This is a genomic window from Mucilaginibacter robiniae, assembly GCF_012849215.1.
GTDB lineage: Bacteria > Bacteroidota > Bacteroidia > Sphingobacteriales > Sphingobacteriaceae > Mucilaginibacter > Mucilaginibacter robiniae.
Window position 1 is genome coordinate 3,813,008 of the sequence record NZ_CP051682.1, and the last position, 19,117, is coordinate 3,832,124.

General features: G+C 41.2%; 19 protein-coding genes. 11 read left to right on the forward strand and 8 right to left on the reverse strand.

Going from position 1 to position 19,117, the window contains the following annotated elements:
- The first annotated feature begins 48 nt into the window (after positions 1–48).
- The 3 genes from HH214_RS16710 (at position 49) to HH214_RS16720 (ending at position 5,994) form a co-directional block, all read left to right on the forward strand.
- On the forward strand, positions 49–1,236 hold the full coding sequence (locus tag HH214_RS16710; protein ID WP_169609531.1) for a formimidoylglutamase: 1,188 nt from the start codon (positions 49–51) through the stop codon (positions 1,234–1,236).
- A 114-nt stretch (positions 1,237–1,350) separates the two neighbouring features.
- The gene (locus tag HH214_RS16715; protein ID WP_169609533.1) at positions 1,351–4,602 is read left to right on the forward strand and encodes a S41 family peptidase; all 3,252 of its coding nucleotides are present in this window, start codon (positions 1,351–1,353) and stop codon (positions 4,600–4,602) included.
- Positions 4,603–4,839: 237 nt separating this feature from the next.
- Positions 4,840–5,994 carry a TlpA disulfide reductase family protein gene (locus HH214_RS16720; RefSeq protein WP_169609535.1) on the forward strand — a complete coding sequence of 385 codons (1,155 nt, stop codon included), beginning with the start codon at positions 4,840–4,842 and terminating at the stop codon, positions 5,992–5,994.
- 73 nt (positions 5,995–6,067) lie between these two features.
- Here the strand turns inward: HH214_RS16720 and HH214_RS16725 are convergent, their stop codons facing one another.
- Positions 6,068–7,465 (reverse strand): DNA/RNA non-specific endonuclease, encoded by a 1,398-nt coding sequence (locus HH214_RS16725; RefSeq protein WP_169609537.1) that lies wholly within the window; start codon positions 7,463–7,465, stop codon positions 6,068–6,070.
- A 174-nt stretch (positions 7,466–7,639) separates the two neighbouring features.
- Here HH214_RS16725 and HH214_RS16730 point away from each other — a divergent pair, with 174 nt between their 5' ends.
- Entirely contained in the window at positions 7,640–8,098 is a 459-nt protein-coding gene (locus HH214_RS16730) for a 3-oxoacyl-ACP synthase (protein ID WP_169609538.1), read from the forward strand.
- Here HH214_RS16730 and HH214_RS16735 read toward each other — a convergent pair.
- From HH214_RS16735 to HH214_RS16745, 4 genes are all read right to left on the reverse strand, one after another.
- Positions 8,093–8,287, reverse strand: coding sequence for a hypothetical protein (locus tag HH214_RS16735; protein ID WP_169609540.1), 195 nt, complete (start codon positions 8,285–8,287; stop codon positions 8,093–8,095). The genes HH214_RS16730 and HH214_RS16735 overlap by 6 nt on opposite strands.
- Entirely contained in the window at positions 8,277–8,537 is a 261-nt protein-coding gene (locus HH214_RS22160; RefSeq protein WP_248282131.1) for a hypothetical protein, read from the reverse strand. Before HH214_RS22160 ends, HH214_RS16735 begins: the two co-directional genes overlap by 11 nt.
- An 11-nt stretch (positions 8,538–8,548) precedes the next feature.
- Entirely contained in the window at positions 8,549–8,860 is a 312-nt protein-coding gene (locus HH214_RS22165) for a hypothetical protein (RefSeq protein WP_248282132.1), read from the reverse strand.
- A gap of 91 nt (positions 8,861–8,951) precedes the next feature.
- Positions 8,952–10,814 (reverse strand): SPFH domain-containing protein, encoded by a 1,863-nt coding sequence (locus HH214_RS16745; RefSeq protein ID WP_169609541.1) that lies wholly within the window; start codon positions 10,812–10,814, stop codon positions 8,952–8,954.
- Between the two features lie 302 nt (positions 10,815–11,116).
- Between HH214_RS16745 and HH214_RS16750 the strand changes: the two genes are divergently transcribed.
- The 4 genes from HH214_RS16750 to HH214_RS16765 all read left to right on the forward strand — a co-directional run bounded on the left by HH214_RS16750 (position 11,117) and on the right by HH214_RS16765 (position 14,449).
- On the forward strand, positions 11,117–11,593 hold the full coding sequence (locus HH214_RS16750) for a sigma-70 family RNA polymerase sigma factor (RefSeq protein WP_169609543.1): 477 nt from the start codon (positions 11,117–11,119) through the stop codon (positions 11,591–11,593).
- Positions 11,586–12,098, forward strand: a complete 513-nt coding sequence (locus tag HH214_RS16755; RefSeq protein WP_169609545.1) for a hypothetical protein — start codon at positions 11,586–11,588, stop codon at positions 12,096–12,098. The genes HH214_RS16750 and HH214_RS16755 overlap by 8 nt, the downstream gene beginning before the upstream one ends.
- A 198-nt stretch (positions 12,099–12,296) precedes the next feature.
- Positions 12,297–13,043, forward strand: a complete 747-nt coding sequence (locus HH214_RS16760; RefSeq protein ID WP_169609546.1) for a Mut7-C RNAse domain-containing protein — start codon at positions 12,297–12,299, stop codon at positions 13,041–13,043.
- Positions 13,044–13,198: 155 nt separating this feature from the next.
- Complete coding sequence (locus HH214_RS16765; protein ID WP_169609547.1) at positions 13,199–14,449, forward strand: DUF2130 domain-containing protein; 1,251 nt, start codon at positions 13,199–13,201, stop codon at positions 14,447–14,449.
- A 68-nt stretch (positions 14,450–14,517) separates the two neighbouring features.
- Here HH214_RS16765 and HH214_RS16770 read toward each other — a convergent pair whose 3' ends face one another.
- A complete protein-coding gene (locus tag HH214_RS16770; protein WP_169609548.1) occupies positions 14,518–15,474 on the reverse strand; it encodes an MBL fold metallo-hydrolase in 957 nt (318 codons plus the stop codon).
- A 124-nt stretch (positions 15,475–15,598) separates the two neighbouring features.
- Here HH214_RS16770 and HH214_RS16775 point away from each other — a divergent pair, with 124 nt between their 5' ends.
- Entirely contained in the window at positions 15,599–15,901 is a 303-nt protein-coding gene (locus HH214_RS16775; RefSeq protein WP_169609549.1) for a hypothetical protein, read from the forward strand.
- A gap of 7 nt (positions 15,902–15,908) precedes the next feature.
- Here the strand turns inward: HH214_RS16775 and HH214_RS16780 are convergent, their stop codons facing one another.
- Complete coding sequence (locus HH214_RS16780) at positions 15,909–17,009, reverse strand: AI-2E family transporter (protein ID WP_169609550.1); 1,101 nt, start codon at positions 17,007–17,009, stop codon at positions 15,909–15,911.
- A 95-nt stretch (positions 17,010–17,104) separates the two neighbouring features.
- On the reverse strand, positions 17,105–17,983 hold the full coding sequence (locus HH214_RS16785) for a nucleoside phosphorylase (protein ID WP_169609551.1): 879 nt from the start codon (positions 17,981–17,983) through the stop codon (positions 17,105–17,107).
- Positions 17,984–18,197: 214 nt separating this feature from the next.
- Here HH214_RS16785 and HH214_RS16790 point away from each other — a divergent pair, with 214 nt between their 5' ends.
- Positions 18,198–18,857, forward strand: a complete 660-nt coding sequence (locus HH214_RS16790) for a CatB-related O-acetyltransferase (RefSeq protein ID WP_169609553.1) — start codon at positions 18,198–18,200, stop codon at positions 18,855–18,857.
- A gap of 61 nt (positions 18,858–18,918) precedes the next feature.
- Positions 18,919–19,101, forward strand: coding sequence for a DUF6496 domain-containing protein (locus HH214_RS16795; RefSeq protein WP_169609555.1), 183 nt, complete (start codon positions 18,919–18,921; stop codon positions 19,099–19,101).
- Positions 19,102–19,117: the final 16 nt, after the last annotated feature.

Sequence of the window (19,117 nt, forward strand, 5' to 3'; positions counted from 1 at the left end):
CAATTTAATTTAAAATAATGGATATTTGAATTTTTGTAAATACGAACCATGTCGTTATCGGATTTTTTTACCCCTGTTGATGTAACCCGAATTATACCCGGCCAAGGCTATAACCCTAACCAAATGGGTAGTAAACTGGAGGTGTATGTTTATGAGTTTCCTGACTTAGAAGAGCAAAAGCCCGATGTGGTCATTATCGGTGTGCAGGATGATCGTAACGCTACGGGTAACACGGGCTGTGCCTTAGGCCCTGATTATATACGCGAAAAGTTATACCGGCTTTACCAGGGTAGTTACGATACCAAAATTTATGATTTGGGCAACATACGACAGGGTGCTTCGGTAAGTGATACTTACTTTGCCTTGAAAACGGCAGTATCTACTTTAATTAAGCTGGATATTGTACCAGTCATTATAGGCGGCGGGCAGGATTTAACTTACGCCCAGTACCTAGCCTATGAAGACATGGAGCAACGGGTTGATTTGGTGGTGGTAGATTCACGCTTTGACCTGGATGAAGTAGCCGACATGGAAGAAACCGATGCCACTACTTCAGCATCTTATCTGAATAAAATCTTTCTGTACGAGCCTAACTACTTATTCAACTTCAGTAACTTGGGTTACCAAACTTACTTTGTGAGCCAGGAAAGCCTGCGGGTAATGGATACTTTGTTTTTTGATGTACACCGTTTGGGTGAACTAACCGGACATATCAATGTAACGGAACCTATAATCCGCAATGCTAGCATGCTGAGCTTTGATATTGGCGCTATCCGTTCATCAGATGCAGCAGGGAATGCCAATGCTACGCCCAATGGCTTTTATGGGGAAGAAGCCTGTCAGATCTGTCGTTATGCGGGCTTTAATGATAAGCTAAGCTCTATCGGCTTTTATGAGTTTAACCCAGCTTATGATAGTAACGGACAAACCGCCATGCTGGTAGCCGAAATGATATGGTATTTCATAGATGGTTTTTATAACCGGAAACAGGATTTTCCACTACAGCCTAAATCGCAATATCTGGTTTATAAAACCACTTTAAAGCACGATGAGCATGAAATTGTATTCGTGAAAAGTAAAAAATCAGATCGTTGGTGGATGCAGGTGCCTTACCCAACCGGCGGCTCCATGAACGAGCGATACCACCTGGTACCTTGCCGGTATGAAGATTACACTACGGCAGTATCAGGCGAAATGCCCGACTTGTGGTGGCGTACCTACCAAAAACTGGTTTAATCATGCTTACAATACAGTAAATATCGTGTTACATTTACACGATGCTGGTGTTAAATAAAGCAGGGTATAATTTTTACGCTATTTTTAGAATAGTAAAAATTATACCCTTTTTTCATGAAGAAACTATTACTAAGCTTAATGTTGCTGGCAGGTTCATCGGCTCGGCTGTTGGCCCAGGACCATTTGTTATGGATGCAGCAGCCTGCATTATCACCTGATGGTAAATGGATTGCTTTTGAGTACAAAGGCAATATATTCAAAGTGGCCTCTGCAGGTGGTACAGCTACGCCGTTAACCATTAACAGCGCCTACAATGGCTATCCAATATGGAGCCATGATAGCAAAACGCTGGCCTTTGCTTCCGATCGTTATGGCAACTTTGATGTATATACCATGCCAGCTGATGGTGGTACGGCAACACGCCTTACTTACAGTTCAGATAAAGACATCCCTTATGATTTTTCGGCAGATAATCAGAAAGTATATTTCGGTACTGATCGTCATGATATTTACACTTCGGTACGTTTTCCGGGCAATGCTTACTTTAATAAGCTGTATGTAGTACCAGTAAAAGGCGGTCGGTGCTTTATGGTTAACTCGGCAGGTACCGAATACGTGCATTTTAACAAAGCCGGTGATAAGTTTATTTATCAAGATCGTAAAGGTTATGAAGACCCTTGGCGTAAACATCATACCTCGGCTGTTACGCGCGATATCTGGGTGTATGATATGCCCAAAAAGACCTACACTAAATTATCAACCTACGTAGGGGAAGACCGTGAACCGGTTTGGGGTGAAGGTGATGCTTTTTACTACCTGAGCGAACGTAATGGTAACCAAAACTTGTATCGTGCTTCTTTAAGTGATGTAAATGCCATTACTCAGCTTACTACTTTCGCTAAAGATCCGGTTCGTAACTTATCACGTTCAGATAATGGAACGCTGGCTTTTACCCAATGTGGCGAGTTATATACCATGAAAGATGGTCAGCAGCCACAAAAAGTAAACATTGGCTTGAGTGCTGATTTTAACGGCGATCAAGTACAGAACATGCCAGTTAGGGGAGATGCTACTGAAATTGCCGTATCACCTAATGGTAAAGAAGTAGCTTTTATATATCGTGGCGAAATATTTGTAACCTCGGCCGAAGGTAATTTAACCAAGCGAATTACTAATACGCCATACCAAGAGCGCATGATTCAGTTTAGTCCTGATGGTCGCAGCTTGTTGTATTCGGTAGAAAATGCGCAATCATGGGATATTTATAAAACAAGCATTGCTAACCGTAATGAGCCGTATTTCTTTGCGGCTACTACATTAAACACCGAGCCGGTAGTAGCTACTAATAAAGACGAGTTTCAAGGTATGTACTCGCCCGATGGTAAAAAAGTAGCTTACCTGGAAGAGCGTAATGTTGTTAAGGTAATTGACTTAGCCACGAAGAAAGCAGTAACGGTGATACCGGAAGGTATTAACTATTCTTATGCTGACGGTGATCAGTATTTTACCTGGTCGCCAGATAGCCACTATTTACTGGCACAATCCAGCGAAGGCGCTTACAGCCGTAGCGAAGTTGCTTTAATGAAAGCCGACGGTAATGGTCAACGCATCAACCTAACCGAAAGTGGTTTTAACGACCGTCATCCGCAATGGGGCATGAATGGTAAAATGATGTATTGGATGTCGGATAAAGAAGGTATGAAAAACCTGGCTCGGGGTGCACAAACAGATATTTACGCCATGTTTTTTGACCAGGCCGCCTGGGACAGGTTCCAACTAAGCAAAGAAGATCTGGATATTCGCAAACAGGAAGAAAAGCGCGACTCGATGAGTCGTTCAGCAACATTAACTACGCCAGCCAATGCCAAAACACCTGCCGGCGTACCTGCTTATGCATTTCAGCCTAACCTGAAAAATTTAGACAACCGTACCGTGCGCATCACCTTGGGGGCAGCTAGTATTGCCGATAATGTAATGTCTAAAGACGGTGAAAAAATGTACTACCTGGCTAAATATGACAAAGGTTATGATTTGTGGGTAGTAATGCCTCGTACGCACGAAATGAAAGTGTTGGCTAACTTGAATGCACCAGGTGGCGGCTTAGAGCTGAGCAATGATGGCAAAGCCTTGTTTGTATTGGCTGGCAGTAACATCATGAAAGTAAATACTGATGATGGTAAAATAACGCCGGTGCATATCAATAGTACCATGGATTTGGATGCTGCAGGCGAGCGGGCTTACATTTTTGAACATACCTGGAAACAAGTGCCTAAAAAGTTTTTTGACCCGAACCTGCAAGGTACTGATTGGAACTACTACCATACTACCTATGCTAAGTTCTTGCCGCACATCAATAATAACTATGATTTTCAGGTATTACTGAGCGAATTTTTGGGTGAGCTGAACGGTTCGCACACTGGTGGACGTTACTCGCCAGTGTTCCCGAATGCAGATGAAACTGGTGCCTTAGGCTTACTGTACGATCAAACCAAAGGTGGCAACGGCTTGGTGGTTGAGGATGTTATTACTGGCGGTCCGTTTGATGTGGCGCGCACCAAAATGAAAAAAGGTTACGTAATTGACAAAATTGATGGGGTAGCCATTACAGATGATTTTGATTGGGCCAAGCTGTTAAACCACAAAGCGGATAAATATACTTTGATCAGTTTTCATGATCCTAAAACAGGTACGCCATACCAGGAAAATGTGAAACCCGTACGCCCACGTTTTGAAAGCAGTGTGTTGATGTATAACCGCTGGACGCACCTGATGGAGAAAATGGTGGATAGCTTATCGCATGGTGAAATAGGCTATGTGCATGTGCAAAGCATGAACGACCCAAGCTTCCGGGTTACTTTTGATAAAGTGCTGGGCAGGAATTACGATAAAAAGGCGCTGATTGTAGATACTCGTTTTAATGGCGGGGGCTGGCTGCATGATGAACTAACTACCTTTTTAGGTGGTAAGTTGTACTTCCAACTGCGTCCGCAAGGGCATAAAACCATTGGTGGCGAATCTTTAAACAAATGGGATAAGCCGAGCTGCGTACTGATGAGCGAGGGTAACTACTCAGATGCCTTTATGTTCCCGTATGCTTATAAAGAGTTGGGTTTAGGTAAACTGATTGGTATGCCGGTGGCAGGTACAGGTACTGCGGTGTGGTGGGAAAACCAAATTGACCGTACTATTGTGTTTGGTATCCCAATGGTATCCTCATGGGGTATGGGCGAAACTCATGCTACCGAAAATCACCAGTTGGAACCAGATATTAAAGTACAGAACAATTACAACCAAGTACTTAACGGTGAAGACCAGCAACTGGAAGCCGCAGTTAAGGAAATGCTGCAACAGGTAAAAGGACAATAACATAATACAAATACACTCGATTAAACCAACCCTTGTTGCCATAAAGCAGCAAGGGTTGGTTGTTTTTATAAAGGTTGAGTTGCTATTTTATCAATCGAGTAAATGTTAAAGGGATACTAATTTATAATTCTGTAAAAAAGTTGGCCGGAGTTGAATTTGCACTTAGCAATGTTATATTTGTGTTTAAGTATCAGGTAGATACTACTAAACTTTATTGAAAAACAAAAACACGAATCCATGAAAAAACTGATTTTGACCGCATTGGCCACTGTACCGGCTCTAGCCTTTGCACAAACCGGCAAGTTTACTGTTAAAGGTAAATTGGGTAGCAACATTACCGCACCGGCTAAAGCTTATTTACAATACCGTAAAGATGGACAAACCATCATGGATTCGGCAGTAGTAAATAAGGGTACATTCGAGTTTACCGGAGCAACCAGTACTGCACCTATGCAAGCTTACGTATTGCTGAATCAGGCTGGTAATGGTATGGCCAGAGTGCGCGATTATCAATCTATTTATCTAGAGAATGGTACCATCAACATCACCAGCAAAGATTCTTTAAAAAATGCGGAAGTAACCGGTACGCCTACCAACATGGACAATGAAGCTTTTTCTAAAGCTAATAAGCCTGTTCAGGATATTTACACAGCTATGGAGGCTAAACAAAAAGCCGCTACTCCAGAGCAAAGGAATTCAGCTGCTTTTAAAGCTGAAATGGAAGCTATGGATGCTTCTGCCGATGAACAATCTAACAAGATAGGATTAGCCTTTATTAAAGCACATCCAAAATCTATCATCAGCTTAAACCAATTAAGAAACTTGGCTTACGGTGAAGACTATAACGCTATAGCTCCTTTGTACAATTCACTTTCACCTGATTTAAAAAATTCTGAAAGCGGTAAAAAGTTTGGCGAACAACTAGCTGGCATGAAAAATGTAGCTTTAGGTGCTACTGCTACCGATTTTGCTTTGGCTGATACCAGTGGTAAAATGGTGAAATTGTCTTCTTTCCGTGGTAAATACCTGCTGGTTGACTTGTGGGCTTCATGGTGTGGCCCTTGCCGTGCAGAAAACCCGCATGTGGTAGAAGCTTACAATAAATATAAAACCAAAAACTTTACTATTTTGGGCGTATCGTTAGATCGTCCTAATGCTAAAGACAAATGGTTGGCCGCTATCCACAAAGATGGTTTAGCCTGGACTCAGGTATCTGATCTGAAATTCTGGGATAGTGAAGTAGCTCACTTATATGGCGTACAAGCTATTCCACAAAACTTTTTGCTTGATCCTAATGGTAAAGTAATTGCCAAAAACCTGCGTGGTGCCAAATTAGATGCTAAGCTAGCCGAAATATTTAGCAAAGGCGAAACTGCAAAAGCTGAAGAATAATCTCTTTAAATATTCTTGATCAACCAAAAAGGGCCGCATTAAGCGGCTCTTTTTGGTTGATAGTTACTTTAATTTATAACCGTGCATTATAACGATTGCTGGAGTTACTTTGAGTATCTTTATGAGTTTCTATAGCATCCTGTACCGTTTTGGGTAACTTAGATAATAAATTGTATCCAGTTGCTTTCTCTATATCCCGTACAGTGCACAGGTATTGTGTCCAGTCTGGAACAATACTGTTATCATTAGGCGTATCTACAGCAATTACACGGGTGTCGTTGTTAATACGTTGTAAATCGTTATTGCCTACCGGCAATACTACTATCACTTTCCAAATACGGCTGGGTACATTAACGCGGCCACTATCAATAGTTGTACGGTAGCCCTTACTTCCAGTACCGCCTGTACCGTAGCTGCCCATGATTATATAAATCTTGTTGTTTTGACGTACCAGTTCCCGTTCATAATTCTCTAGGTTGCCCCAGGTTTTCTCATTGTTATTAGGTGCCTGGGGTATCATGTTAGTCATCAAAAACGTGGCTGAGTTAGCATCCGTTGTGCTGGTACGATCAGCCGATGGACAGTTATGCCCACGTTCAAATCCGCTGCTCGAATAGCTAAATTGTTGTACTTCGTACCAACCTTTGGGCAGGCTGATATTGGGCCTAAAATTATTAATACGGCTTACACTGCCTAATGATGCCGTGCTTACATACCAGCTTACCCAGTTAGGTTCGCTTTTGCTTCGGTTGTAGCTTTCGGTATAGTAAGGCAGCGTAATCAGGTAATTATCCGGATTGTGCGTATCAGCTACAGCATTGCTTGGGTTACCCAGTAATAAATTATCTCCGGTTTGTGCCGTATCACTAGCGCTTTGTTCAGAAGCCGTGGCGGTTTGTGCTTCACTTCCACCATTAAAACTGTAGATTTTGAAATCATCAATATTAATGCGGCTTTTGCCTCCGGATATCTTCCGAATAGCAAATCGTATAGGGCCTTGATGGTTAATAACGAAAGTTATGGTTTGTAAATCATGTGGCTGGCTGAGGATGTTAACACCGGTCTGTGTAAAAGTACGACCGCCATCAATCGACATGAAAAGCTGCCAAGTGGAGTTGCTATTGCCATAAGCCGCATGAGCTATCGTTACTTTACCTGCACCGTTAACATCAAAATTCATCTGCAGCTCGCCGTTATTTCGGAGGCGAATAGATTGGTTGCCATTTTTAGCATCGGCAGCTGAGTTACCGATTAAAGCATCTTTTAAATACCATAGGCCGCTTTTAAAATTGATTTGCTGTGGAGCATAGCTGCTCTTGCTGCCAGCCTCAAAATCTTCCGATACTGCGAGAGCTGAATTATAAGCGGACGAATTGTTTTGGTTACTTGAGGATTGCCGATTACACGAACAGCCATTAAGAATAAGCAATAAAGCAAAAAAGCTATAAATAAAATATTGATGCAGCTTCATGGATAAAAAAGAGTGTGAATAATTAACTATTAACAGGTAGGTGATGGTTTGGTTGTAACGTTAATTGTTTCGGAACATTGTTAGCCTTTTGCTTGCTTGTAAAAAACGTTTTTACGTAATCTATTTATAGAATTAAAAATGACAACCTGATTTCTTCTATTTTTACCCATTCTCATGATAGCCATCGAATTGAAAAAACAACTGCACCAATTATGTTCCAACTACATACAGCAACGCATGCAAGCTGCCCAGCAAGGTATTGACGCTGCCCAGCAAGCCTCTAATGAAGATACTAAAAGCAGTGCAGGTGATAAGTATGAAACTGGCCGAGCCATGATGCAGCAGGAAACTAACCGGAATTTGATGCAACTGAATGAGGCCAATAAGCTGTTGGTTACGCTTAATCAAATTAGTACTAATGGTCACTCGCAACAGGTGGAAGCAGGTAGCGTGGTTATGACCAACAATGGGAAATTTTATTTGGCTATTAGTGCCGGCACTCTAACATTACAAGGCGAAACTTATTTTGCCATATCACCGGGCTCGCCCATCGGCTTAAAAATGAAAGGCCACCGGGTAGGAGATGGGTTTAGCTTAAATGGAAAAAGTTATAGAATAGAACAAATTCTATAAAGCTGTATTGTTTTGATAAACAGATTGGAGTAACTCTTTAGCTTGAACAGTTTTAATGTTCCCGCTTTCATCTGCTATGACCAAATCTTTGTTATTAGCAGCACTTTCTTTCACAAGCTTTTTTAAAGCTTTTTCAACACCATACATAACTTTTCGAGATAAATCGTTAATATCTATTTTACTGGCCATGATTTGTGCTTTGTTGTAAAATCTTATTCCAAATGTAAGCATTAAAGATCGTATTCATATCGTCTGTTTTGCCTTGTATAACAATCTCAGGCTTTAAAGAAGTATTATTAATAACTATCCAATTATCGCATAATGGATTATATAAATTAATTAGGTTTTGTATGCCTCTATAATATCTTCTTTCTATAACATCATCTGGTATGTTATGACCTCCGTTACTTACTCTTTTAGCAACTCTTTGCTTAGCCAACTCAGTAGAGCTTAGCCAAAAGTACAGCAGTGTAACTTCATAATCATTTTTATGAGCCTCTTTAATGAAGGAAACATAGCTACGTGTAGATAGAGTAGTTGCAATAGCAAATCTACCTTTTCATTCACGAGTTGTCTAATACGGTGCAGCATAACTCGGCCAGCTTCTAATGCTACGTTATCAGGATTAAATGGTGAAATTCCAGCTGCAATATTATCTGCATTTACAAATTCACGACAATTCAAAATTTCAGGTAAAATAGTAAAACTGGCGGTAGTTTTTCCTGCGCCGTTACAACCTGCTATAATGTATAAATTGGGCATTACGGTTTTAAAAGTAGCTAATACAATAATATAGTATGTAACTAATAAACAATAAAGCACGATATTATCGTGCTTTATTGTTTATTAGTTCTTATTCTTCATTTTCTTTCTGTAGTTTTTTAAACATTTCCGTACCAATTAATGCATCCACTAATCCATTGTTGCCACCATCTTTGCCACTAACCAATATTTCGGGTACCAGCTTGATGCCGTTGCTGGCTAAAGCTTCGGCTACACGAACGATGGCATACTGCTCGGTACCCATAGCTTCGGTTTTTTGTTTGGTTACTTCAGCTTCTGCCAAACCTATGGCTTTAATTTTACCGGCATCGGCAGTACCATTTATTTCAGTAGCGGTAGCATCTGCTTTGGCAATAATCGTTTTAGCTTCTGCATCCGCATGGGCGTTAATGGTGCGGTTTTCTGCATCAGCCCTTGCATTGATGGTGCGCGATTCGGCATCACCTTTTGCCGAAGCTACTTTAGCAGCAGCCATCTGGGTATTGATTTCAACTTGACGGGTTGATTTTACAATTTCGGGTTGCATATCTGCACCGGCTTTGGCGCTTTCAAATTCTTTACGCTCCAGTTGGGCGCTACGTTGTACTTCGTAGGTGTGGCGCTCTTCTTCGGCCAGCTTACGGTCGGTCATAGTTTTCATCAGCGCTTCAGGTGGCACAATGTCGCCAATCAAGGTATCAACGCCTACCACATTGTAGTCGGCCAATACCTGGCTGATGTGGCTTTTGGCATCATCCTGCCGTTGCGAACGGTTGGTCAGAAAGCCGATAACATCGCTTTTTTGTGCTGCATTACGGAAGTAGTTGGCAATAGTAGGCTCCAGTACTTGCGATACTAGGTTTTTCATCTTACCAAAACGAGCAATTACTTTAGGCGCCTCATTACGCGGAATGTGGATGATCTGCGATACATCCAGGTTGAAAGTGAACCCATCAAATGATCGCACACTGATGGTGCTCAAGTTTTTATCCAGCTCGTGTGCCTCCATGCGGCTGTTAGCCCAGTTGAGTACAATGTTAGTGGTCGGGACCACTTCTACACCATGTGTATAAATATTTACCGGATGCTTACCGGGATCAAGCGGTTCATCCCATACACCTTTTTGGCCTTTCTTAACAATGTTACCATGCTTAAAATTATCACCACTGGTATCAGTACCTTCAGGACCTACAAAGGAGTTTACCACGCCAACATAACCAATCGGAATGTGCATCATATCCACTTGCTCTACCAACACAAACCAAGGGTTCAGGTAGTAGGTACCAGCCAGTATCACATCTTCCTGCAAGCCTTTTTTACCACCGGCATGTATAAAAGCCATTGGGTCCTGGTAGTTGCGGTGCCCTACTACCGAGCCGCCAGCAATCTCGCCTTTATCTAGTGGTTCGCCATCCAACGTAGTAACAATACCTACTTTGTTTTCCTGTACTTGCGTAATTGGTACTTTTTCAACATCAAATAAAAACGTGTTGATACGATAACTACCGGGTGTTAGAAAAGCCGCTTGTGGGCCTTTCTGTCCTCTGTTTTCTAAAAAGCGTTCAGCATCCTGAAATTTGTCGCACTCTACAGGGCGACCTAGTACACGCCCAGTATCCATAGGAGCGCCGTCCCTGGCTTTTACCAATCCAAGTTTGTTTTGCTCAATAATGGTAAAAGGTTCCATAATTACAGCGTATTGCCAAGGCCACATGCGCCAGTATAATCCCGGTGCTAAAGGTTGTGCTTGCATACCAGCTTCCCCTTTAGTAGCTATAATACGGCCATCGGGCAGGCGCTTATCACCATACAAGGTGAATTTTTTAATCACTAAGCCAATACGATCGTCAGGAACGATAATCATACCGAAAAATACATGCAGTACAGATTTGTACATAATAAGGGCGACAGCAACAGGCAGCACCCACCAGAGTTTAAAAATTAAATCAGCCATGTTAAGTTGAAAAAAAAATATTTGTTTGAGAGGGCCCTTAAGGTGCGGGCTCGGGACGTAGCTTATGGCATTGTTGTGGTACCTCGGCCAAATAAGCAATAGTTAGATGCCGTTCGCTATGGCTTGTTACAGGTTTTATGAATATATTTTTTGAAAAGATGTAACTTATAAAGTAGGCTATAGGTACAACGATTATTGGTTTTTTTGAATAGACTTAAGTAATGGTTAAACTCGTTTGCCTATGTATAGTAATTGCCGGTTAATGTCGTTATCTTTGTGCAGGCAATATTAATTTCAATGTTGTGAAGTTAAATATTGATAGTTCCGGTCCTTTAAGCCAGAATGACGTTTTAGTAATTCGGGCATTATATTATCGTTATAGTAGTTGGCTGCTGGGGTATTTGGTTGAAGTAGTCAAAGATTACAAACTGGCCGAAGATTATTTGGTTGAAATATTCAAAGAAGTGCCTTTAAGGTTAAGTGATTTCACAAAAACCGATATGACCCCTTGGTTGCAGCTTCAGCAACTGGCCAGAATTAAGCTTAGCAGTTTTGCCCGTAGCAAACGCCTGTTTGAAAAGCAGGCAGATATGCATATGGCTGAACGTATACAGCTTGATCGATACATAAGCATCATGACCACCGAACAGCAGTTGGTGTTTTGTGGTATTTATTACTTTCAGCAGCCTACAGCCATGCTGGCTAGTGAACTGAACAAAAGTGACGAAGACGTAAAAAGAATCTTGAAGGAAGCTTTTACCATAATACGACATGGATAACAACATTCAGCAATTTATAGATAGCGGTATACTGGAAGCTTTCGTAATGGGAGCAGCCACAAAAGCTGAAGAGCAGGAAGTTTTACACATGAAACAGCACTATTCGGTTGTACAGCAAGCATTAACCCAAATAGAACATGATTTGGAAACTATGGCGCAACACATGGCCATACAACCACCTGCTGATTTATGGAGTCGTGTAGAAGCGGAATTGAAAGAAGTTATTCCAGCCCCTGAACCCGGCCCTATAGCTTACCGGCAAAATCAACATGATTATCAGCAGCGCACGTATAAAAAAGAGCCTGATTACCTGGAGGTAGAAGCCCAAAGTAGCCATATGCGGGTACATAAGACATGGAAATGGGTATTTGCTGCTGTGTTTATTCTGGGTAAGATATTTTTAGCTTGTGCCATCTACTTTTATCTGGAAAACCGCCAGGCACAACAAAACGTACAGGAGCTTAAACAAGAAGTTCAACAGTTGAAAATACGTAGCGGGCGTTAGTCTTAAATCTATAACAATTGCTTTTTGTAAATGCGTTTACACGGCTAGTTACAGGTTTAAAACACAATATCATCATACGCCTTCATTTCCGCTTAAATGATTGTAGCGGGGTACCGGGTGCAAGACTTTTCCAGTAGCATTCAGAAAATCAGGATTCATATCCTTATCATACATCACACATCTATATAAATTAAATCCATGTTGCTTAACGTAGCTTATTTTCATGCTGAAGGGAGTTTGAAAGATTTGCTACCAGCTAATGCTTCCACTCCTTACGTTTACCATTTTACAGGTAACCCAGCAATAAAAGATGCTATAGAAGCTATGGGGGTCCCGCATACCGAAGTAGACGTAATTCAGGTAAATAATAAATTTGTTGATTTTAGTTACATCTTGCAGCATTACGATCATGTGAATGTTTATCCGCATCAAAGCATATTTAGTAACCAACATTCCATTGCTGGTAAGCCACCTGTTTATAACGGTTTTATCGCTGATGTACATCTGGGTACAATGGTTCGAAGTTTGCGTTTGCTGGGCTTTGATGTATGGTATGACCAGCAATTAAATGAAACTCAACTGGCTGACCTTGCTGCCGAACACAACCGAATTATCTTGACTCGAAGCTTGCACCTGCTTAAACATGCTAAGGTGCATTGGGGCTATTGGTTACGTTCACAACCAACCGAAGCACAAGTAATGGAAGTGCTAAACCGTTATGAGATGATTAAGCAACTCATACCTTTCAAGCGCTGTACTGTATGCAACGGCTTGCTTCATCAGGTTAGCAAAAACGAGGTGCTAAATTTACTTCCACCTAAAACACAGCTACACTTTAATGCATTCTGGCAATGTGAACAATGCCAACGGGTTTACTGGAAAGGTTCGCATTATGAACGTATGGCTCAATGGATAGAAAAAATTCAGGCTGAAACCCAATTTTAATAATATCTGTGCTTAGCTGCGTAAGTACGCTATTTAAGTAATTGTTAATAAAATTGCAGATTATGTTTAAAACAACTGCTTAAAATTTTAGCAAAATACATTTACCTTCGCTTACAGCTCATAAAGCTGTTAAACTCAATCCTGAATACACCCGTATGGCAACAGAAGTAAAGTGTCCAAAATGCAGTCATGGCTTCCCGATTGAAGAAGTAATGACCGAAGAGTATAAGAAGCAGTTGCGTTTGGAAGTGCAGCAGTATAAAAGCAAGAAGGAGGAAGAGTTCAAGAAAAAAGAGGAAGAGTTTGCCGCCAGGCAGCGTCAGCAGTCAGAACAATTTGAACTACGTTTAGCGGAAGAAAAGCGCCAAATGCAACAGGGCATGGAACAGGCTTTACGCAAATCTATTGAGGCTGATTTGGAAAATAAGATGCGGATGCTGGAAAACTCGGCCAATGAATCGAAAGAAAAACTGCAGCAGGCCCGTTCAAAGGAGTTGGAGTTTTTGCAAAAAGAGCAAAACTTAAAACATCGCGAGGAAGAACTGGAACTAATTACTCAGCGTAAGCTTCAGGAACAGCGTAACGAACTTACCGATCAAATTCGCAAGCAGGAAAACGAGAAGTTTGCTATGCGCGATACGGAGTACCAGTTCAAAGTACGCGAACTGGAAAAACAACTGGACGATCAGAAAAAGCTAGCCGAGGAAATGAAGCGTAAAGCCGAACAGGGTTCGATGCAGTTGCAAGGCGAGGTACAGGAACTGATTCTAGAAGAGTTGCTGCGTAGTTACTTCCCGTTTGATATGGTGAATGAAGTAGGCAAAGGCATACGCGGAGCCGATTGTATTCAAACCGTGCGCAACTCGTATGGGCAGGAGTGTGGACGAATTATTTATGAGAGCAAGCGTACTAAAGAATTTGGCGGCGATTGGGTAGAGAAGCTTAAGAAAGACATGCGCCAGGTAGGTGCTGATATTGCCGTTATTGTAACCCAGTGCTACCCTAAAGATATGGATTGTTTTGGCGAAAAGGATGGTGTTTGGATTTGCTCATTCGAAGAAGTAAAGCCAGTATCATACATCCTGCGCGATGGTGTAATAAAAACATCGGCCATTATGCGGGCTCAAGAAAACAAGGGCGATAAAATGCAGCTGCTGTATGATTACCTGATGAGTAATGAGTTTTCAGAACAGTGGAAAGCTTTGCGCGAGGGTTTTACGAGTATGCGTATGTCTATCCATAAGGAGCGTGAGCAAATGGAAAAATTATGGAAGGTGCGTGAAAAGCAATTGGAAAAAGTATTGCTTAGTGCAGCTCACATTAAAGGCTCTATTGAAGGTATTGCCGGTAGCGAAAACATTCAGCTCAGCTTAACGGATGATGAAGACGTATTGATGTTAGGATAAATAAAAAGAAAAGCCCTGCTTTCATAAAAGCAGGGCTTTTCTTTTTATTTATGCCTACAGTAGACCTTTTAAAATAATAGCGGATGGCCTTGTTCTGGAAATACCAGCTTTAATTGTAGCTTGTTTTCAGCACGCAGTTGCTGTTTTATTTTGCTGATGTTGGCTTCCGGTGGTTTAACATGGGTAATTACTACACTCACATTCTTTAAGGCAGTAGCACCAGATAGGGTACTTAGTTTCTCCATTTCTGTCATCAACCAATCGGGCGTTAAATGGCCAAACAAGCTGGTGCTCGGTTGTTCGTTCGGAAATGAAACTTCAATGAATATGGCTTTGAGCTTTTGAGCCTTAATAAGCGGCGCAACAGCTTGCCATAACTTGTCCAGGTTGTGGCTTTTCTCAACTTCATCGGCACCTGTATCACCAAGGTAAAGCAAATAATTACCGCTGCTATTTACCAGAAATGCAGTGCTTTCCAAGTTAGAATGGCTAAGTGGAAAAGCTTGTACCTGCATTTCAGTGCCGGCAACGTTTACGGTTTCACCGCTTGTTATGGGCTGTAAGGTATATTTATTTAGCCGGGGTTTATCCCCATCGGTAGTGAAGTTAGCCCAGCTATCCCAAGTAAAATATTTGGTACTTAAAGTTTTTAGGCATTCAGTATTACTGTAAATGGTTTTGTTACCATCATCGGGCGAGTTGATAATCAAGCCGCTTACATGATCTAAATGCGCATGGGAAATAAAATAAGCTTTAATGTTGTTTTTCAATACCTGCTCGGGTGGGCCTGCAAAAACATGGTTGTTTACTGCTATTTGTAAACCATAGTGTAAAGTACCCGCATCCAGGCAAATAAAGTTATCAGAACCTGCTGGAGCTACCAAGTAGGCTGATAGGTTACTTTCATCAATACCACCTTTTACACCTAATGGTATGGCCCTGAAAACCGGCCTTTGTGCATAGCTACATAAACCACTTAATAAACCCAGCGTTAAAAATATCTTTTTGTAATTAGCAATTTGCATAGAACAATAAGCACAATAGTTTTACATAGCCATGTATGCTGGCAGCAAAGTTAAGTATCAGGTGTTACTTTGTGCAACTTGCCGGTATATAATAGTGGTCAGGAAAACTTACCTTAGTGGCCTTATGGAACGAAGCCGCCTCATTGCTAAACTCGCTGTTAGAACGTTTCTGATATTTTTACTCGCTGCTTTAAGCGCCGTAATTATCAATCAGGGTAAACTGCAACACGTGGGATATATCAACTTATATCAATGGCGCATGATCTTCCCGGTGCTACTTATAGCCGGCTTTATAACCTTACTGATTTTATGTACGGTGAAAAAATACCGAGTTGCTGATTTAAACTGGCTGCTGGTAATCAATACCGTTACGTTAATGGCCTATGGCGTAGCCATAAGCCTGCGTATTGCTCAGTTGATGCACTAAAACCGAATTATTCGGTTTTCATTTTTTCCTGCGCTTGTTCTTTGTATTCATAATCGCCACCTAGCAGGTATCCCCAAGGTTTCAATCCTTCCACATGGTCAAAAATAATTTTCATGATGGCGATGGTTGGGATAGATAAAAACATACCTGATAAGCCCCAAAGCATCTCACCCAGTACAATGCCCAGGAAAGTAATTAAAGCGTTCAGGCGCACTTTAGAACCCACTACTAATGGCAACAATAAATTGGCATCTAACAGGTGAATAACAATAACACAAATAGCTACAATTAATGCTTTAGCCACAGCTCCAGTAGCAAATGTGATTAAGCTGCTTAATAGCAATGCTGAAAAAATACCAATGTAAGGGATGATGTTGAACAAGCCGGTTATTACACCTAACAACAAGCCGTATTTAACCCCTAAAATCAGGAAAGCTATACAAGCTACTGTTGAAACAATAACCATTTCCAATAATAAACCTAAAATGTATTGTCTTAAAATACGCTGTATGTTTTCAACAATGTCATACACAACACTGGTTTGTCCTTCTTCTTCACCAAAAACTTTCAATACAAATTTGAACAGTAAACGACGGTATAACAAAATCAGGAAAGTGAAAATCATGATGAAAGCATAGAAAAGTAACAGCCCTGATACTGCACCAAAAGTGGTACCTAGCACTGCACCGCCTGATGACATGACTTTGGTGGCAGTATTTTTTACATAAGCGTTCTGCTTTTCTGCGTTAATATGAAAAGAGTGCTGAATCCATACCTGCGCATCATCAGCCGTTTTGCCGATTTGGTCTTTCAACTGAGGCCAGTCATTAGCCAAATTTGATATTTGGGAGCCTACCAGGTAACCTATACCTCCTACAAAGCTAACCAGCAGCAGGATGGATAAAAAGCCGGCCATACTGCGCGGTAGTTTAAGTTTACGCTCAAAAAAGTTGCTTACTGGTAATAGTAAAATGGCAAACAAAAAGCCGAACATTAGTGGGTCAAGTACTTCTTTACCCAAAATAATCAGAAAGCCTAATGTAATAAGTCCAATGAGTACTAATGCAAGCTTGGCATAAAAAGGTATAGTAGATGTTTTGATAATCATAGGTATGCAGCTATGGTGTATAATAAGTTTCAGGTGGTAACATTGTACCTGAATTTATGTTTGCTGCAAATTTCTACACAAGTAACGTAGCTGTCTTATTTGCTGTTGGTTATGCGTTCGAGTACTTGTACAATGCTTTGCTCCATTACTACTAAGGGTTGTTTGCTGAATTGTTGAGTTACACGATTGGCCAGTATTACGTTAAAAGAGATAGCCTGATGGCCCAAGTTGGTCGCCAAACCATATATGCCGGCAGTTTCCATTTCTAAGTTAGTGATACGCTGGTTACCTGCACTAAAGCTTTGTAAAACTGACAGGAGCTGAGGCGTTGCTGTTTGAGCCCGCACCTGCCGGCCTTGTGGTGTATAAAAGCCAGGTGCTGTAATCGTAATGCCTCGAGGTAAATCAGTTGCTAAAGTGTCCAGTAGTGCTTGCCCGGCTGAGGCATAGTAGGGGCAAAGTTGATAGCTGGCAGGAATAGCCTCTTTAAAAGCCTGCAGTAAAGCGGCATCATGGGCCGAAAGACTATGCTGATAGTAATGCATTAAAGGATCCAATCCAAATGCTGCGGATGATACCAGCAGGGTATCTAATTCAACATCGGCCTGTACAGCACCCGATGTGCCAATGCGGATGATGTCTAAACTTTTCAGCTGACTGTTTACTGTACGTGTATCCAGGTTGATATTTACCAAAGCATCTAACTCGTTTAATACAATATCAATATTGTCGGTGCCGATGCCGGTAGATATTACAGTGATGCGCTTTTGCCCGATACGTCCGGTATGAGTTACAAACTCGCGTTTACCTTTTTTTATCTCAATGTGGTCAAAGTGCTTGCTTACTTCAGCTACCCGATCTTGGTCACCTACGGTAATAATGGTATCTGCTACCTCATGCGGAAACAGGTTGATATGATAGGCGCTGCCATCAGCATTTAAAATCAGGTCGGTTTCTGAAATGTAATTCATCATCGCAAAGGTAAAACAATTGTATTAGGTGAAATTTAGCTTTTTACTATCTTTGTGCTGCCTTATAAGGCACAAACACCTACTCCAATGGTAATATAATTTGGCCTGTCGGCTCCGTTAAGCTTTATTATCTTTCAGTAAACGGTCAGAAAAGATTACAGGTCAGTACAACTACGGCTTTCTGTTTTAACTAATCTTTTTACTTATTTATTTCTTTATGACCACCTACGGACCGCATCCTGGTACTTTATACCCTTTACCCAACTATAACAAATTAGTTTTCCTAAAAAATATAATTACCCGACCTCATATTGAAGTGGGAGATTATACCTACTATGATGATTTAGATGATCCTTATAATTTTGAACGTAATGTATTGTACCACTTCGATTTTATTGGCGATAAGCTCATCATTGGTAAGTTTTGCGCCATAGCATCAGGCGTAAAGTTTATCATGAATGGCGCCAATCATGAATTAGCCCCAATATCTACTTACCCGTTTGCCATATTTGGTAAGGGTTGGGAAAAGATTACAGAAGGTGTTGACTTAACAGAAAAGTACCCTAACAAAGGCAATACCGTAGTTGGTAATGATGTTTGGATAGGGCATAGCGCTACCCTGATGCCAGGTATAAAAATTGGCAACGGTGCTATTATTGCTGCGCAAAGCGTAGTAACTAACAATGTACCTGATTATGCTATAGTAGGCGGTAACCCAGCACGCGTTATTCGAAAACGTTTTGACGATTACACCATTGAACGGCTGCTACGTATAGCATGGTGGAACTGGAATGTAGCTCAAATTACCGAACATTTGATGCTGATAAACGCTACTGATGTAGAAAAGTTAGAGGCGGTTGCTGTGGATTCACAGTAAACCATTTACCCAATGGCTTGTAGTTATTAATAGATATACATCTGCTTAAAACATTAAAACTATGGCAAAGTATTCAGAAAAAGCACAGGAAAAAGTGCATGAGGAACTGCACGAAATGAAAGAAGGCAAACTGAAGATAGGCAAAAGTGGTAAGAAGGTAACCAATCCGAAACAAGCTATAGCTATTGGCCTGTCTGAAGCCAGGAAGGAAGGCGCTAAAGTGCCTAAAAAGTCTTCTAAATAGTTAACGGTTAAATATT

Bases quoted from the DNA above. Each gene is read 5' to 3' on its own strand.
- HH214_RS16710 (WP_169609531.1), top strand. From the start codon at position 49: ATGTCGTTATCGGATTTTTTTACCCCTGTTGATGTAACCCGAATTATA.
- HH214_RS16715 (WP_169609533.1), top strand. From the start codon at position 1,351: ATGAAGAAACTATTACTAAGCTTAATGTTGCTGGCAGGTTCATCGGCT.
- HH214_RS16720 (WP_169609535.1), top strand. From the start codon at position 4,840: ATGAAAAAACTGATTTTGACCGCATTGGCCACTGTACCGGCTCTAGCC.
- HH214_RS16725 (WP_169609537.1), bottom strand. From the start codon at position 7,465: ATGAAGCTGCATCAATATTTTATTTATAGCTTTTTTGCTTTATTGCTT.
- HH214_RS16730 (WP_169609538.1), top strand. From the start codon at position 7,640: ATGATAGCCATCGAATTGAAAAAACAACTGCACCAATTATGTTCCAAC.
- HH214_RS16735 (WP_169609540.1), bottom strand. From the start codon at position 8,287: ATGGCCAGTAAAATAGATATTAACGATTTATCTCGAAAAGTTATGTAT.
- HH214_RS22165 (WP_248282132.1), bottom strand. From the start codon at position 8,860: ATGCCCAATTTATACATTATAGCAGGTTGTAACGGCGCAGGAAAAACT.
- HH214_RS16745 (WP_169609541.1), bottom strand. From the start codon at position 10,814: ATGGCTGATTTAATTTTTAAACTCTGGTGGGTGCTGCCTGTTGCTGTC.
- HH214_RS16755 (WP_169609545.1), top strand. From the start codon at position 11,586: ATGGATAACAACATTCAGCAATTTATAGATAGCGGTATACTGGAAGCT.
- HH214_RS16760 (WP_169609546.1), top strand. From the start codon at position 12,297: ATGTTGCTTAACGTAGCTTATTTTCATGCTGAAGGGAGTTTGAAAGAT.
- HH214_RS16765 (WP_169609547.1), top strand. From the start codon at position 13,199: ATGGCAACAGAAGTAAAGTGTCCAAAATGCAGTCATGGCTTCCCGATT.
- HH214_RS16770 (WP_169609548.1), bottom strand. From the start codon at position 15,474: ATGCAAATTGCTAATTACAAAAAGATATTTTTAACGCTGGGTTTATTA.
- HH214_RS16775 (WP_169609549.1), top strand. From the start codon at position 15,599: ATGGAACGAAGCCGCCTCATTGCTAAACTCGCTGTTAGAACGTTTCTG.
- HH214_RS16780 (WP_169609550.1), bottom strand. From the start codon at position 17,009: ATGATTATCAAAACATCTACTATACCTTTTTATGCCAAGCTTGCATTA.
- HH214_RS16785 (WP_169609551.1), bottom strand. From the start codon at position 17,983: ATGATGAATTACATTTCAGAAACCGACCTGATTTTAAATGCTGATGGC.
- HH214_RS16790 (WP_169609553.1), top strand. From the start codon at position 18,198: ATGACCACCTACGGACCGCATCCTGGTACTTTATACCCTTTACCCAAC.
- HH214_RS16795 (WP_169609555.1), top strand. From the start codon at position 18,919: ATGGCAAAGTATTCAGAAAAAGCACAGGAAAAAGTGCATGAGGAACTG.